This window comes from Anaerocolumna jejuensis DSM 15929 (genome assembly GCF_900142215.1).
GTDB classification, from domain to species: domain Bacteria; phylum Bacillota; class Clostridia; order Lachnospirales; family Lachnospiraceae; genus Anaerocolumna; species Anaerocolumna jejuensis.
Map to the genome: position 1 here is coordinate 48,935 of NZ_FRAC01000027.1, position 15,725 is coordinate 64,659.

Annotated in this window: 13 protein-coding genes and 1 other annotated feature; of the genes, 3 read left to right on the forward strand and 10 right to left on the reverse strand. The window is 40.3% G+C overall.

The window, feature by feature from the left end; genetic code table 11:
* Positions 1-93: 93 nt before the first annotated feature.
* The 9 genes from metG to rho all read right to left on the reverse strand — a co-directional run bounded on the left by metG (position 94) and on the right by rho (position 12,032).
* The gene (metG, locus tag BUB77_RS22260; RefSeq protein ID WP_073279216.1) at positions 94-1,680 is read right to left on the reverse strand and encodes a methionine--tRNA ligase; all 1,587 of its coding nucleotides are present in this window, start codon (positions 1,678-1,680) and stop codon (positions 94-96) included.
* A 110-nt stretch (positions 1,681-1,790) separates the two neighbouring features.
* Positions 1,791-2,054 (reverse strand) — a binding site (T-box leader).
* Between the two features lie 498 nt (positions 2,055-2,552).
* On the reverse strand, positions 2,553-3,026 hold the full coding sequence (locus BUB77_RS22270; protein ID WP_073279218.1) for a hypothetical protein: 474 nt from the start codon (positions 3,024-3,026) through the stop codon (positions 2,553-2,555).
* A gap of 857 nt (positions 3,027-3,883) precedes the next feature.
* On the reverse strand, positions 3,884-4,462 hold the full coding sequence (locus tag BUB77_RS22275; protein WP_073279219.1) for a hypothetical protein: 579 nt from the start codon (positions 4,460-4,462) through the stop codon (positions 3,884-3,886).
* A gap of 269 nt (positions 4,463-4,731) precedes the next feature.
* Positions 4,732-5,637: a hypothetical protein gene (locus BUB77_RS22280; protein ID WP_073279220.1), complete on the reverse strand. Its 906-nt coding sequence runs from the start codon at positions 5,635-5,637 to the stop codon at positions 4,732-4,734.
* Between the two features lie 541 nt (positions 5,638-6,178).
* Entirely contained in the window at positions 6,179-7,255 is a 1,077-nt protein-coding gene (gene prfA, locus BUB77_RS22285; protein ID WP_073279221.1) for a peptide chain release factor 1, read from the reverse strand.
* A gap of 50 nt (positions 7,256-7,305) precedes the next feature.
* On the reverse strand, positions 7,306-8,172 hold the full coding sequence (gene prmC, locus BUB77_RS22290; RefSeq protein WP_073279222.1) for a peptide chain release factor N(5)-glutamine methyltransferase: 867 nt from the start codon (positions 8,170-8,172) through the stop codon (positions 7,306-7,308).
* A gap of 190 nt (positions 8,173-8,362) precedes the next feature.
* Positions 8,363-9,937 (reverse strand): DUF1385 domain-containing protein, encoded by a 1,575-nt coding sequence (locus BUB77_RS22295; RefSeq protein ID WP_073279223.1) that lies wholly within the window; start codon positions 9,935-9,937, stop codon positions 8,363-8,365.
* Between the two features lie 122 nt (positions 9,938-10,059).
* Positions 10,060-10,269 carry a 50S ribosomal protein L31 gene (gene rpmE / locus BUB77_RS22300; RefSeq protein ID WP_073279224.1) on the reverse strand — a complete coding sequence of 70 codons (210 nt, stop codon included), beginning with the start codon at positions 10,267-10,269 and terminating at the stop codon, positions 10,060-10,062.
* Positions 10,270-10,430: 161 nt separating this feature from the next.
* The gene (gene rho / locus BUB77_RS22305; RefSeq protein WP_073279225.1) at positions 10,431-12,032 is read right to left on the reverse strand and encodes a transcription termination factor Rho; all 1,602 of its coding nucleotides are present in this window, start codon (positions 12,030-12,032) and stop codon (positions 10,431-10,433) included.
* A 335-nt stretch (positions 12,033-12,367) separates the two neighbouring features.
* Here rho and BUB77_RS22310 point away from each other — a divergent pair, with 335 nt between their 5' ends.
* The 3 genes from BUB77_RS22310 to BUB77_RS22320 are packed head-to-tail and all read left to right on the forward strand — an operon-like array spanning position 12,368 to position 15,038.
* The gene (locus BUB77_RS22310; protein WP_073279226.1) at positions 12,368-13,525 is read left to right on the forward strand and encodes an NAD(P)-dependent malic enzyme; all 1,158 of its coding nucleotides are present in this window, start codon (positions 12,368-12,370) and stop codon (positions 13,523-13,525) included.
* A gap of 33 nt (positions 13,526-13,558) precedes the next feature.
* Positions 13,559-14,491, forward strand: coding sequence for a tRNA modification radical SAM protein MnmL/YtqA (locus BUB77_RS22315; protein ID WP_073279258.1), 933 nt, complete (start codon positions 13,559-13,561; stop codon positions 14,489-14,491).
* A 25-nt stretch (positions 14,492-14,516) separates the two neighbouring features.
* Positions 14,517-15,038 carry a DUF4364 family protein gene (locus tag BUB77_RS22320; protein ID WP_073279227.1) on the forward strand — a complete coding sequence of 174 codons (522 nt, stop codon included), beginning with the start codon at positions 14,517-14,519 and terminating at the stop codon, positions 15,036-15,038.
* 88 nt (positions 15,039-15,126) lie between these two features.
* Here BUB77_RS22320 and yihA read toward each other — a convergent pair whose 3' ends face one another.
* A complete protein-coding gene (gene yihA / locus BUB77_RS22325; protein WP_073279228.1) occupies positions 15,127-15,723 on the reverse strand; it encodes a ribosome biogenesis GTP-binding protein YihA/YsxC in 597 nt (198 codons plus the stop codon).
* Positions 15,724-15,725: the final 2 nt, after the last annotated feature.

Consider the following 15,725-nt stretch of genomic DNA (forward strand, 5'->3'; position numbering starts at 1 on the left):
TATCTTTTGTCAGGCTGCAAGCATTTTAAAGCCTCTCTCCCCATTGGAAACAGCAGTATATATGCGGCCGCGGCTCTTACAGATTTTCTAAGCTTACTCAATCTTACTGAATAATATCTCTGTTTCAGGAATTCGATAGCCCGGCTGTGTATATTGTATCTTCCAGGCTGTTTCAAGACCCAGCCAGCTTAAAATTTTTTCAGATGAAAAGGGTAGGAAGGGTGCAAGAAGAATCCCGAGATTTCCGGCCAGCTGTATACAATTATAAAGGGTATTTTCACAATCCGGCTGGTTTTGGGTTCTGGTAATCCAGGGCGCCCTGCTGTCAAAATACTTATTGGAGAACCGTACCAGCTGAAATATATACTCCAACGCCTCTTTCAGGGCTCCCTGATTGATGAGTCTTCCTGCCATATCGAAAGTATCCGTAATTTTATCTTTCACATCACTCTCAATATTTCCTTTTGTAACGGAACTTTCATAATATTTATGAAGGAATACGAAGGTTCTGTTTGCAAAATTCCCATATGCCCCTGCCAATTCACTGTTACAGCTTTTGGTAAACTCATGGAGGGTAAAATCCGTGTCCCGCTTCTCCGGTCCGTTTGCTATCATAAAATAGCGGAATGCATCGGGGTTGTATTGTCCTATAATATCTTTTACCCAGATAGCATGGTTCTTGCTGGTGGAAATCTTCCTGCCTTCCAGGGTCAGATATTCATTGGAAATAATGTCATCCGGCAGATGGCTGCCGCCGCCCTGAGCAATTAACAAGGAAGGCAGGATGAGGGTGTGGAAGGGGATATTATCTTTTGCATGAACGTAATAATGCCTTGCTCCTTCGCCCCAAAGCTCCTCAAAGCTTTCTCCCCGAAGCCGGGCAGCTTCCTTGCTCATGGACAAATATCCAAGTACATTTTCAGCCCAGATATAAATCTTTTTCTTATCATACCCTTTATATGGTACATCAATTCCCCAATCAAGGTCCCTGGTAAGCGCACGGTCCCTCAGGCCCTCTTTCAGATAGCGTTCTGTCATTGCAATGGCATTTTTCCGCCAATTAGGATGGGTTACCAGCAGCTTTTCCAGCTGGTCTCTCAATCCGGTAACCCTAAGATAAAGATGTTTACTTTCCCGAAGCTCCGGTGTACTGCCGCAAATCATGCATCTTGGTTCCAAAAGCCGTTCCGTATCCAGGACTGTTCCGCAGGCATCACACTGGTCACCTCTTGCTTCTCCTCCGCACACAGGACATTTGCCTTCCACATAACGGTCCGGCAGAAACTGGTTACAATGACTGCAAAAGCTTTGGGGTGATGCCTTTTCGTATACGTATTCCGACTCATACAGCTTTTTGTGAAAGCTGCTGACAAACTCTTTGTGTAGTTCATCGGAAGTCTTTCCATATACATCATAGGAAAAGCCCAGCCATTCAAAGCACCGGCAGAATTCTCTGTGGTATTGACTGCTGATTTCTTCTGCGGTTCTTCCCTCCTGCCTGGCTCTAATCGTGACCGGCGTTCCATGACAGTCACTGCCGGATACATAATATACATCATTGCCGATGGCCCTGTGGTATCTTGCTATAACATCTCCGGGCAATAAGCCTGCTACATGTCCAATATGGAGGGAGCCATTGGCATAAGGCCAGGCTCCTCCAATCAATATTTTCTGCTTCATTATAAAACCTCACTTTCTGAATTTGATTTCGTTCACGTTATTTTGACTCGCTTGCATAGCTGTATGCCAGCATTGCACATAAAAAAAGCCCTCACCCCCGAAAAAATATTTTCGAGGACGAGAGCTGCAAGCTTCGTGTTACCACCTCAAATTCACCTCTGCTTCACAGCAGAGACCTTGTCAGCTGCGGATATATAAAGATATCGACAGCCCGGCACAATAACGGGTGCGCCCGTCGCAGCCTTGTGCCAAAACTTCAGCATTCGGTACGCAGTTCCAAGACCATTTTCAAAAACACCTTCCGTATCCCTTTCCACCCTCCGGGACTCTCTGTGACTTTCCTTGTTTTTTACTTTTCTTTTCATCACTTTTAGTTATATAAGATTTTATGCTATTATAATTCACTCTTTTTTCCTTGTCAAACAATTATTCAATTATGTCGGGTAAAATAAATTTTTTTTATTGGCAGTTACCGATACAAAATAAAAGGTATAACAGAAAGTCCCGGTTACCCAGTCTTCTGTTATACCTTTTATTTTAAGCTTGTAATGAAACCTTCACTTAATATAAATACTTTTTCATAAATTCAGATGACAGGGCTACCTGCGGAAGTAATAACATTTCCGCAGGCCTTCCCCACTTACGCCAAGGATTGTATACTGCCCTCTGCAGAAAATGCATCACGAAACAATCACATTCCCTGATTCCACCATCAATACAGTCCTTCACTATAATCCCATGTCACCCAGCCTGTTTTTCATTTTATCCCTCTATCGTAAATATCAAATCTTTGATTTGATATTTCTGAATAAGTAGTTGTAAAAAGGTTTTTATTTTTCAACCTAATCCCCATGCCTTATCCTTTTATTGAATTAATCAATATATGTAACTTTTAATGTGCAGCTTTTTGCATAACCGGGAACATCTGAATAATTCGTTCTAGCCTCAAACAATACAATATAATTGCCTGCCGGTAAGGCTTTATCAGTGGAAATCTCTCCACTGGTTTCATCATAGTGTGTATAAATTTCTGAAGCAAATCCATACATTAAAATACTTTTATCCTGAGAACGGATTCTAAAAGAAAGAGTTCCTTTTGTAACACCGCTGACTTTTACTTTTACTTTGCTTTCTTCTTTCAAAGTAAACTTGACACAGGTCTCAACATCTTTCTTAAGACCGGTAACAGTATAGGTCTTGCCTATCTTCACAGGTTTTGCATCTTCTCTTTTTTCGATGGATTTCACTGTGAGTTTTGTAGCTGCTGCTACACTATTGCCTTCCAAATTGGCTACTGTTACGATTAACAATAATAAAACGCCTAGTCTCTTTAACACTCTTTTCATAAATTCCTGTCTCCTTTTTCTTTTGTCTTTCTAATCTTTTGAATCATTAGAGGGGACGGGTTCCTCTCACTTCGGAGGTCTGAATCACCCAACAAGCCTCTTTGTGTCTCACCTGTGGCAGAGAGGGGAATCTTGCCATTCGGTACATTGCATTAAAGCTATTTCCTGGTAAAACACCTGTACTACCTGTCACTCTGATCATGCAAAATGACTGCAATATAGGCAATGCGGAAAGTCATTTCATTAGCTGCTTTCTCCTGGGCATGCAAAACTTAGAATCATTTAACAGTACAACTGGTTCCCTATTCTGTTCAAAATAATCTCATTATGGATGGTGTGAAAGTTATCGGATGACTCTCCGGAATAAATTTTGATGGCTGGTTGGCTTATTTAAGCTTAACCACCTTGTATTCACTATAATTGATAGACATTGTAATGTCAAGCAAGCACTTGCTTTTTATAGGTATTCCATATATTGTATAATCCGTCACATACCCACTTTTTTAATAAAAATCGGTTTACCTGTTAGCCAGATAAACCGATTTTTTTATAAAATTATATTTTAAGTTAAAACAAAAGTTGCTGCAATCCAGTAAATACAAGGATTTTTATCATTGTTTGTCTAATCTGCTTAAGCACTTTGCTGGTCGTCTTCCCAACACATATGTTTCTTTATTTTAGGGTGTACACATACATTGCGTTTAGGTTCTATTATTTCTTTTTTCCTCCCAATATGTAATCGGGAGCATTATCGCACAATTCGAGATAGATTGCTACACGCCAGTTATTTGACAATTACTTTCATACTTAACTTCTGCATTATCATCGATGAGAAATGTTAAACTGGGAAAGGCAAGTTAATCATTGTCATTTTTAAAAGTAAATAAATTACAACTAGTAACAAGTCCATTAGCCAGATCATTCTCAATTTCTTCATATGTTATTGACTCATCATTTACCAACGCTATATTTGACTCACCCAAAACATCATAGATTTTGAGAAATTTATATTCATCCGAACTATAATAATCTATACCACTGTCTTTAAATCTTGTCATATCAAAATAACTAAAGAATTTGTTATCCAGATATGATAGATACATTAATCTCATATCACCTTTGTTAGATATCGTTGCAACGATAATACTATCATTTTTTTTATCACCCACCTTGGAAATAAAGTCATTCCAATTTTCTTCTCCACCAACGATAGAGTTGTCAGATATAACAAACAACCCATCCTTAATCGCTTCATCACTATTGTAATCCAGAGGATACATTTTTAACAAATCTTTTATGTCTTGAATTTTACTTTTACCATAAATTTTTTTTTCTGACTTGTTTATATTCTTATTATCAAATTTACAGCCCACAAAAAATAAACTTATTGAAATTACACCAATTAGCATGATAGTACTGATTAATTTTCTTTGCATTATCAACCTCCCTAGTACGATAATAAACTCTCGTAAAATATCCTTTTGCAGCAAAAACATACGTTAATAGACTAGCTTCAGAATAGTACTAATAATAGAAATTGGTTATACTGTGTACTTCATGCTCTGTTAGGTTCACACTATTACCGATTTCTATTTTTCTGTAATCAATAAATCGAAAATAGTAACTGCATATATGCAAGTTAATCAATTAATCCAGAAAACATTAACCTCAAATATGTATACTTGAGGTTAATGTTTTATTTTATTTAATAAATACAAACAGGTAACTTGGGGGTAGCAATATAGACAGGTGTACTGTCATAAAAATTATTATAATATGTTCCCAAATTCCAACTATAAGTTGAAGGATTTATGTTTCCAAGGTCTGCTGATGGGGTTTGTCCTGGTTTGTGGCACCATCCACCCGTACTATTCTGTCTCATCCAATGGTAATCCCAAACCCAACCTATCCCTGAAATATAATGGTACCCTACTCTTGTTACAATTCTATATTCATTACTATTTATTGATGCAGTCGCACTACTAATTGTGCGTGGTGTTAATTGGGCTCTATTGGCATCTCTAATCATATTATTAGCTACATCTGTAACAGTGCTGCTAGTTGTATACGTTGCTCCATCGTGATAGTATATGTCTCCTGGGTTTTTGAACGCATTCCAACCTAAAGCATATCCATAGCAATTCGTTGTAGTACTTGTATTCGTTATGTATGGCCAAGCTACACCATAACTTGCACTAGCAGAAATAGATGATGTAACAGCTTCAACTTCAGTTTCAGCGACTCTGTCATTATTTCCCTTAATCATTTTTGCTTCAACAGCTTTAGGTCTCATGGCATTTAGATAGGATAGGAACTCTTTTGCTTTAATATTGCTTGCAACTCTAACTGTCTTCTCATCCTTTTGAGAAATGTCTATACTCATTTCTTCTGCTTCTTCGTCTGTTAAACCAATATAATAAATTTCCTTGATAATTGGATATTCATTAATCGCATCAGCAAGATTTAAATTCTCATCTAAATCGTTGATATCAAACTCTGCTAATTCATCAGTGGTAAATACTTTCTCCTTAGTCTTTTCTTTCGCATCTACGTTAATTACACTACAAAACACCATACAAAATACAATACATAATCCAAGTATCTTTTTCATTTTCTTCCTCCTTGGTTTAATTAGGTTAATTATGATTCTTATGCTTTTAGAACTATTCTTAAGAACACTGTAATTTTATTCCATATTATACAATCCGTCAATAGTATTTAGTAAATAATGTATTTTTATTCCATTTTATATGATTTAGTGAATACAGGGTCAAACTTTTGCATATAAACTTCTTCTATCGGTAAAGCTCAAACACCGTATAGACAGAAGTACGAAATTTATAATGTGGTGTTTTGTTATTTTCAAAGGAATAATGACCAAGGAATTCTTATAATCCTGATATGTGGATAATTCGATTACATATCAACAAATTTATAGAAATGAAAGGATGAGTTTCAAAAACAGGATATCAAACTAGCTATGAATATTTTAATGGGCAATAAAGCGAATTTATTAGAGGGTGTAAAGCTATTTAAAGAACCATAAAAATTGAAATCGGTCTCTCTGAATGGCAGAAAGACCGATATTTTTATAAAAATTATTCAATTTAAAACATATGAAAATCGCTAGAATCCAGTAAAATCAAGGGTTTTTACATATCTTCATTAAGCTTACTTAAGCGCATTGCCTGGTCGGCGGCAATGAGGCTGTCTACTACTTCTTCCAGGTCTCCATCCATGATATTATCAAGCCTGTGAAGGGTCAGCTTGATACGGTGGTCTGTTACACGGCCCTGAGGGAAATTGTAAGTACGTATTTTCTCAGAGCGGTCACCAGTACCTACCTGGCTTCTTCTGTTTTCGGCCTCAGCGTTATGGGCTTTTTCAAGCTCCAATTCATAGAGCTTGCTTCGTAATACCTTTAAGGCTTTATCACGGTTCTTTAACTGGGACTTTTCGTCCTGACAGGAAATTACGATACCGGTTGGAATGTGGGTAAGACGTACTGCCGAGTCAGTGGTGTTAACGCACTGTCCGCCGTTACCGGAAGAACGGAATACATCAAATTTACAGTCATTTAAATCAAGCTCCACATCCACTTCCTCCGCTTCCGGCATAATTGCCACTGTGGAGGTTGAAGTATGAATACGTCCGCCGGATTCGGTTACCGGTATACGCTGTACACGGTGTACACCGCTCTCGTATTTCATCTTGGAATATACACCTTTACCGTTTATCATGAAAACAACTTCCTTGAAACCGCCAAGTCCGTTTTCATTGACATTCATCATATCTATCTTCCAGTTCTGGGTCTCTGCATATTTGGAATACATACGGAACAGCTCTGCTGCAAACAAAGCTGCTTCATCTCCACCTGCACCGCCTCTGATTTCAACAATTACATTCTTTTCATCATTAGGGTCCTTGGGAAGAAGAAGTATCTTAATCTCTTTTTCAATTACCCCAAGCTTTTCCTTGCATTCGTTTAATTCTTCCTTGGCAAGCTCTCTGAGTTCTTCGTCGCTTTCTTCATCCAACATGGTAAGACTGTCCTCTATACTTACCTTGGTTTGTTTATATTCCGTATATTTTTCTACAATAGGCGCAAGGTCATTCTGCTCCTTCATAAGCTTTCTAAAACGCGCCTGATCATTTACCACATTCGGGTCATTTAATTCATCCGTTAACTCCTGGTAACGGATCAGCAAATCTTCTAATTTGTCAAACATTTCGGTTCCTCCATTTCTTATATCCCTTTATTCTTTCAATGTCTGAGACGCTAAGTGAAGGGTTCCCCTTTTTTCTCATTCCATCTTCCAGTAACCACTCTGTCAAGCCCTGCCAAATCCTTTATGATCTTTATGTTATCCATACCTGCTTTTAATAACAATTCTTTCACTGCCTCTCCCTGGTCGTAGCCAATCTCAAAAAAGACATATCCGCCTGTATTTAAGAATTCCTGTAATCCCTTGCATATTTCACGGTAAAAGTATAATCCGTCTTCCTTCCCGTCAAGAGCGATTACCGGCTCGTAATCCTTTACCTCCTCCATCAAAGTGGGGATAATACCCGTAGGTATATAGGGAGGATTTGATATTATTATATCATACTTTTTATTTATATGTGAATAGATATCACTTTTGCAAAACTCTGCTGTGACTTCCAGCCTTTTTGCATTCTCACGGGCTGTCTCCAAAGCTTTCTCGGATATATCTGCTCCTGTTCCCTGCTTTATGCCGCCAAGCTTCATAAGAGAAAGTAGGATACAGCCGGAACCGGTACAGATATCCAGCACTTCTTTCCCTTTACTTACCTTTAAAGCTTCCATAACTAGGATTTCCGTATCCTGCCTTGGTATCAGTACCCCTTCCCTTACCAGAAAATCAAGACCCATAAATTCCTGTTCTCCGGTAATATACTGAAGAGGTATATGTCTGCTTCTCTTCTCAATTAAGCTCAGATAGGCGTCACATGCTTCCTGAGAAATTTCCTTTAAAGGCTCTGCCAGATACACAGCTTTGCTTATTTTAAACTGAAAAGCCAGCAACAGCCACGCATCATGCTCCCCATTCTCTATCTTGTTTTCGATAAGATTCTTTTTTCCTTTTTTTAAAGCATCCTGTAAGGTTATCATATTATTACCCATGCATACCACAATTTTACTTGCGATACTGTCCAAACAGGAAACTTAAAAAATGTAGTGTATTTTTCAAAATACTTCCCTTGCAGCATACCGCAAATTTTGTTTATGGTACTATTTTATTTATGTGTATTACTATCTTTGATTCTTGGTAAAATTTCAACTGATTATAATCAATTACATCTGCAAAGCCCAATTACTTTTCAGCAGCTTCTTCATCCGTAATTGCCACAAAATCATCCACTGCCTTTAATATCTCATCATCTTCCTCAAAAAGGTCCATAGCCCTTAAGGGTTCCCTTCTTGTGGAGGCTGCTGCTGCTGTTTCCCTTGCGGACTTATTACGTGCGCTACTTTGGTTACTGCTTGCAGCGGTCCTTTTATTTTTATTGTTACCAGTTTTAGAAGAGGTATTATTTACGGCGTCATCACTTTCATTTTTTGTAATGTTATCATTTTTTGCAGTGTTTCGGTTTTTTGCAGTATTATCACCTTTTGCAGCATTTCGACTTTTCCCAGTGTTTTCACCCTTGGCAGTGCTTCCGCCTTTTACAGTGTTCTCACCCTTGGACGTGCTTCCGCCTTTTACAGTGTTCTCACTCTTTGCAGTGCTTCCGCCTTTTTCAGTGTTCTCACTCTTTGCCGTGTTTTCACCCTTTGCTGTTTTCCCGTTTAATCCGGCTTTGCTCTGAGTGTTCCCGGGCTTAGTGTTTTTCGATTTATTGCCCTGGGTATTCCCCGCTGTCTTTCTGTTACTGCTTTGCCTTGTTTCTCTCTTTTCTGGCTGTACTTCCCTGCTGTCCTTTTTGCCGTTATTTTCAGCTTCTGCCCTGTCTTCCACGGTCTCTGCTTCTTTTCCTAAGAAAACTCTCCAGTCAAACACTGCTTCTACGGATTTGATGGCAACTTCAATCATGTCATCATCGGGCTCCCTGGTGGTCATTCTCTGAAGCCACATACCGGGCTTACTTAAGATTCTTACAAGGATGGAATCGTTTTTTCCGGCAAAGCGGATAAATTCATAGGAAACGCCGGCGATTACGGGTACCAATAAGATTCTGCTGGCATAACGAAGCCAGGTGATATCTGTTCTTATAAACATAAAGAAAATAATACTTACAAACATGACAAGGAACAGGAAGCTGGTTCCGCATCTTTTATGCTCTCTGGACTGTCCTCTGACATTTTCCACTGTAAGGTCATGGCCATTTTCAATACAATTGATGGTCTTATGCTCTGCTCCATGATACATAAATACCCTTTTTATATCATTAAGCTGGGATATGGCAAAGACATACAATATAAATAAGACAATTCTGATAATTCCTTCTATAAAGGCTACCAGACTGTCAGAAGCAATTGACTTTCCTAAAAGTCCTGCTGCATAGGTGGGCAGGATAATAAAAATCCCCACCGCCAGTATAACGGCAATAATCATTGTAATTGCAGCCAAAATGCCTTCTGCCTTGTCCTTAAAGACCTTTGAGAAGGCTTTATCAACCTTGGATTCCTTCGCTGCCTCTTCTTCTTCAAAAAAGCTGGCTGAAAAATTCAAGGTTTTTATCCCAATCGCCATGGATTCAGCAAAGCTAAGCATACCTCTTAGGATGGGTAGTTTCCATATTTTATGTTTTTCCGAGGTACTGTTAAAGGTATCCTCTTTTATTACGATTTCGTTATCCGGCTTTCTTACCGCAACGGCATAATGATCTTTGTTCTTCATCATTACGCCTTCAATAACTGCCTGTCCTCCGATTCCTGATGGCTTCATATGCTATTCCTTTCCTTGATAATCCATGTCTGCGACCTGGTTATCTATTAATTACAAATCTAAAAATAGGTTGAGATAATTAAACCTCAACCTGTTTTTAACACATAGTAAGCTTTGTCATTCTATTGTTCCTGATTAAGACCATATCTGCGGTTGAACTTATCAATAGCACCGCGGGCTGCAGCAGCCTTCTGCTGTCCGGTATAGAAAGAATGGCACTTAGAGCAGATTTCTACGTGGATATCACTCTTTGTTGAACCTGTAACAAATTCATTGCCACAGTTGCAAACTACCTTTGCCTGATAGTACTTCGGATGGATTCCCTCTTTCATGTTTTCACCTCTTTACAAACAAATATAATTTTTTGAAAATTGACAAACGTCAAATTAATCCCTATGGATATCGCAGGTCTGCCTGCGGTACTGCTTAAATAAAAATTTTAAAAACAAAACAGCTTTTTCATTATAGCATAGGTTATTCTGCTTTGCAAGTCCTAATTAATTAATTTCGTCTTTTTTACAGTTTCAATAAATTCCACATTTGTCTTTGTTTTAATAAACATATCAATTATTCTCTCTACCGCATCATCGGACTTCATACTGTTAAAAGCCTTTCTCATCAGGTAGGTCGCTTCCATCTCTGAATTGGTCAGTAACAAATCATCTCTTCTGGTGCTGGACCTCGTCAAATCAATGGCAGGGAAGATTCTCTTCTCGGACAGGTTTCTGTCCAATACCAGTTCCATGTTACCGGTTCCCTTAAATTCTTCAAATACCACATCATCCATACGGCTACCGGTATCCACTAAGGCAGTGGCCAGGATGGTAAGACTTCCGCCCTCTCTCATGTTTCTGGCTGCACCAAAGAATCTCTTTGGCATATGAAGAGCAGCCGGGTCAAGACCACCGGAGAGAGTTCTGCCGCTTGCCTGCACTGTAAGGTTATAAGCTCTGGCAAGTCTTGTAATACTGTCCAGCAGGATTACAACCTCCTGTTTATGCTCAACAAGTCGTTTCGCACGTTCGATTACCATTTCTGATACCCTCTTATGGTTATCCGGCAGCTCATCAAAGGTAGAATAAATAACTTCAACATTCTTTCCTTCAATGGATTCCTTAATATCCGTAACTTCTTCCGGTCTTTCATCTATTAACAAAATAATCAAATGAATGGTTGGATGATTTATGGTTATTGCTTTGGCAATCTGCTTTAACAGGGTTGTTTTACCTGTCTTGGGCTGGGATACGATCATACCTCTTTGCCCTTTTCCGATGGGGGATATCAAATCCACCATACGCATGGAGACATTGGCGCCCGGCGTTTCCAGGTGAATTCTCTCATTAGGAAAAATCGGAGTAAGATCTTCGAATTTCTTTCTCTTCTGAGCTTCGGCAGGGTGAAAGCCGTTTACGCTCTTAACAAATAACAGCGCACTGAATTTCTCTCCCTGATTTTTAATTCTGGTATTTCCCACAACAATATCTCCTGTTTTTAAGGAAAAACGCCTTATCTGAGCCGGTGACACATAAACATCATTCTCACCCGGTAAATAGTTATCGCAGCGTATAAAGCCATAACCATCCGGCATAACTTCCAGGATACCTTCCTTGGTCTCACCGCTGTCCAACGCTTCCGCATCCTGCTGGGGACCATTTCTTCTCTCTGTTTCCTGCCCGCTGGTTCTTCTGTCATTCTCCTGACCGCCGTTTGCCTGCCAGTAAGAGTTCTTTCTGCTGTCTTCCGACTGACTCTGAAGGGGCCTCTTTCCTGCATTCTCCTGACCGAAAGAACTTCTTGCTTCCGTATCCTTCTCCTTGTTTCTTCTTATCTGCGTGGAGGTCGTTTTCTCCTCCTGTGCTTTTTCATGATGGACTTTTCTGTCCTTTTCTTCCTGTTCTGCCGGTTTATTCAGTTCAACTTCTCTTACAGTCTCACCCTTCCCAGCAATGTCCGTATTCACTTCTTCTGATTCCGTACCTGCACCCAATATATCGATAAGCTCCTGCTTACGAAGTGTGGATACACTCTTTATACCTCTGCTTTTGGCTAATGTTCTCAGCTCAGCCAAGGACATTTCACTAATTTGTACTTCCATGAATTCTTGCTCCTTTACAAGTATAAAATTAATAATTTTGTGGGATGGGTTTCGATTTGATATAGAAGTTCGTATGAATATCATCAAAATATACTGCTACTCTTAATTATACAGCATTGTACGAAAAAAATAAAGTGGGATTTTATAATAAATTGGTCCTGTCTACGCACTTGATTTACCTCTCTTTCAGTGATATGATGTCTTTATCCTATTGGTTCGTGAAATTATATGCAATTGTGAATGAATAACTATGCCTGATTTTACGAGACCAGCTAAATCTATAATAATGATGCAGCTATGTATGACAAACTAACAATACGAAAAGAGGTTATTATATGACAAACAGCGAAAAAGCATTGCTTCTGCATGAGCAGTGGCGGGGAAAGATTTCAACAAATGCGAAATGTTCTGTAAAAACCAGAGAAGATCTCGCTCTTGCCTATACTCCCGGAGTTGCAGAGCCCTGTAATGTAATTGCGAAGGATAAGGATGCTGCCTATCAATATACCATAAAGGCCAATACCATAGCAGTTGTTTCCGACGGCAGCGCCGTTTTAGGTCTCGGAAACATAGGACCCTATGCAGCCATGCCTGTTATGGAAGGAAAAGCGGTCCTGTTCAAGGAATTCGGAGGCATCAATGCTTTCCCTATTTGTCTGGATACCCAGGATACAGAAGAGATTATTGAAACGGTGGTCCGGATTGCTCCCGGCTTTGGCGGCATTAATTTAGAAGATATTTCGGCTCCAAGATGCTTTGAGATTGAAGAACGCCTGAAGGAGCGCCTTTCCATTCCTGTATTTCACGACGACCAGCACGGAACCGCTATTGTTGTACTGGCCGGAGTAATAAATGCCCTGAAAGTAACCGGCAAGACAAAGGAAGCTTCCAGAGTTGTTGTTAACGGAGCCGGCTCCGCAGGAATAGCCATTGCAAAACTGCTGTTAAACTATGGCTTTTTGCATATCGTGCTTTGTGACAAAACCGGCATGCTCTCAGAGAATACTCCGGGCCTGAACTGGATGCAGCAAAAGCTTATGGCTGTTACTAATATAGAAAAGAAGGAAGGCTCCTTAAGTGATGCCCTAAAAGGTGCGGATATCTTTATTGGCGTATCAGCTCCCGGAATTGTAACAAAGGAAATGGTAGCCTCCATGAATAAAGATTCCATCCTGTTTGCTATGGCAAATCCCGTACCGGAAATCATGCCTGACCTTGCAAAGGAAGCCGGAGCCCGGGTCGTTGGAACCGGTAGGTCCGATTTTCCCAATCAGGTCAATAATGTGGTTGCCTTCCCCGGTATCTTTAAGGGAGCCTTAGAAGCAAAAGCAAGCCAGATTACAGAAGAAATGAAGCTGGCCGCAGCAAAGGCAATTGCCGGCCTTGTTGCTGAGGAAGAGCTGAATGATGATAATATACTGCCGCAGCCCTTTGACCCCCGGGTATGTGAAGCTGTCAGCAACGCTGTAATAGCTAACGCCACTACCCTGTAAACCAGGAAGGAGCTGCTGTTGACAGAGAAAAAAATGTGGGGTGACAAGCCCTATTATTCCCTGGATTATTACTTAAAAGAAACCTTTGGCAGAAAACTTTATAAAATTTCATTAAATGCCGGCCTGACCTGCCCTAACAGAGACGGCACCCTTGGGACCGGCGGCTGTATCTTTTGCAGTGCAGGCGGCAGCGGAGACTTCGGAGCTTCTCCAGCCCTCTCTATTTCAGAACAGATTGAAGAAGCAAAGGGAAGGGTATATCAAAAGCTCCCCGAAAGCTTAAAAAATCCCCAGGGCGATATACTCCCCTCCTTTATTGCATATTTCCAGGCCTACACAAATACTTACGGAGAAATATCCTATCTAAGGAAAATCTATCACGAAGCCCTGTCCAATGAAAATACCGCCCTTTTATCCATTGCCACAAGGCCTGACTGTCTGGGCGGAGAGGTCCTGGACCTTCTGGCCGAATGTGCCGGCATCAAGCCCTTATGGGTGGAACTGGGATTGCAGACAAGCCATGAGGATACGGCAGAACTGATAGGAAGAGGCTATTCTTTGCCTGTCTTTGAAAAAGCGGTAAAGGATTTAAACAATATCGGCGCCAAGGTCATTGTACATATGATAACAGGACTTCCCGGTGAAAATGCCTCCAAGGTGCTCTCTTCCATGGATTATATCAGGAGCCAGCCGGTGCAGGGCATCAAATTGCAGCTGCTGCACGTATTAAAGGACACCCCCCTTGCCGGAATGGATTACAAAGCACTTGAATTAGAGGAGTATACGGATATTTTAATTTCCTGTATCGAAAGGCTCCCTCAGGATATGGTAATACACCGGCTTACCGGTGACGGGCCGAAAAAGCTCCTGCTTGCGCCTTTATGGAGCGGCAACAAAAAGCATGTGTTAAATTTTATTCACAAGGAAATGAAAGCCAGGGATTCCTGGCAGGGAAAAGCGTTGTAATTTCTTTTTTGAGAGGAGGCTTTTTATGCAGACAGATGCGCTAACCTTATATAAACTGATTATACTGTTTCTATTGGATAAAGTGGATTTTTCACTGACGAATGCACAGATATCAAATTTTATACTGGATAAGGAATACACCAATTATTTCAGCCTGCAGCAATGCATATCCGACTTAACGGAAGAAGAATTCATAGTGGTGGAAACTGTCGGTCACAGTTCCCTGTATCAGATAACCCCCTCCGGTGAAGAAACTCTCTCCTTTTTTCAGAATATGATATCCCAGCCTATTCAGGAGGAGATTCTGACTTATCTGAAGGAGAATAAATACAGCCTTAGGGACGAAACCTCCACCCTATCCGAATATCATAAGATCAGCAAAGAAGATTACATGGTTTCCCTGCGTGTCATGGAAAAGAAAAATCCGATTATCGATATCAGCATCTCTGTCCCCACGGAGGAGGATGCAGCTAAAATCTGCAGCAACTGGCGGGGACAAAGCCAGGAAATATACTCCTATGTTTTGAACCACCTTTTAAAAGGATAGCCTTTGAACAGAAAAGAAGCTCCCTGCCTTTCCTATAATACACTGTGTCTTGTATTTAAGCGAAAGGGCCGGGGCTTCTTCTTTTATTTTATTCGGTTTCAAATCCCAGAGCTTCTTCCATACAGGCCCATATCTCTTCCAGTCCCTGCTTTGAAAGGGCGGAGAAAGGAAGTATTCTGGTATCGCTTTTTGCTCCCAGGCCGCTTCTTATTAGCTTAAGCTGCTTGTCCTTCTGACTGCGGTTAATCTTATCAAGCTTTGTTGCTATAATCACTGGTTCATAGCCCTGATGCACTATCCAGTCATACATGATTTTGTCATTGGCCGAGGGCTCGTGGCGGATATCTATCAGAAGAAATACCAGCTTAAGCTGCTTTGAGGTTTTCAGATACTTTTCAATCATCTTTCCCCATTTCGCCTTTAGCTCCTCCGATACCTTTGCGTAACCATATCCCGGCAAATCCACGAAATACAGCAAATCATTGATATTATAAAAATTGATTGTCTGTGTCTTTCCCGGCTGGGAACTGGTTCTGGCATAAGATTTACGGTTCATCAGCCCATTTATCAGAGAGGACTTCCCAACATTTGATTTTCCGGCAAAGGCAATCTCCGGCTTCTCATTTTCGGGAAGCTTGCTGGTAATACCGCAGACAGTCTCCAGATTTACACTTTTTACATGCATTC

Excerpts from the sequence above, each read along its gene's own strand:
- BUB77_RS22315 (WP_073279258.1), top strand. The coding sequence starts at position 13,559 with ATGTGGGGTGACAAGCCCTATTATTCCCTGGATTATTACTTAAAAGAA.
- metG (WP_073279216.1), bottom strand. The coding sequence starts at position 1,680 with ATGAAGCAGAAAATATTGATTGGAGGAGCCTGGCCTTATGCCAATGGC.
- yihA (WP_073279228.1), bottom strand. The coding sequence starts at position 15,723 with ATGCATGTAAAAAGTGTAAATCTGGAGACTGTCTGCGGTATTACCAGC.
- prfA (WP_073279221.1), bottom strand. The coding sequence starts at position 7,255 with ATGTTTGACAAATTAGAAGATTTGCTGATCCGTTACCAGGAGTTAACG.
- rho (WP_073279225.1), bottom strand. The coding sequence starts at position 12,032 with ATGGAAGTACAAATTAGTGAAATGTCCTTGGCTGAGCTGAGAACATTA.
- BUB77_RS22270 (WP_073279218.1), bottom strand. The coding sequence starts at position 3,026 with ATGAAAAGAGTGTTAAAGAGACTAGGCGTTTTATTATTGTTAATCGTA.
- BUB77_RS22295 (WP_073279223.1), bottom strand. The coding sequence starts at position 9,937 with ATGAAGCCATCAGGAATCGGAGGACAGGCAGTTATTGAAGGCGTAATG.
- BUB77_RS22275 (WP_073279219.1), bottom strand. The coding sequence starts at position 4,462 with ATGCAAAGAAAATTAATCAGTACTATCATGCTAATTGGTGTAATTTCA.
- BUB77_RS22320 (WP_073279227.1), top strand. The coding sequence starts at position 14,517 with ATGCAGACAGATGCGCTAACCTTATATAAACTGATTATACTGTTTCTA.
- BUB77_RS22310 (WP_073279226.1), top strand. The coding sequence starts at position 12,368 with ATGACAAACAGCGAAAAAGCATTGCTTCTGCATGAGCAGTGGCGGGGA.
- rpmE (WP_073279224.1), bottom strand. The coding sequence starts at position 10,269 with ATGAAAGAGGGAATCCATCCGAAGTACTATCAGGCAAAGGTAGTTTGC.
- prmC (WP_073279222.1), bottom strand. The coding sequence starts at position 8,172 with ATGGGTAATAATATGATAACCTTACAGGATGCTTTAAAAAAAGGAAAA.
- BUB77_RS22280 (WP_073279220.1), bottom strand. The coding sequence starts at position 5,637 with ATGAAAAAGATACTTGGATTATGTATTGTATTTTGTATGGTGTTTTGT.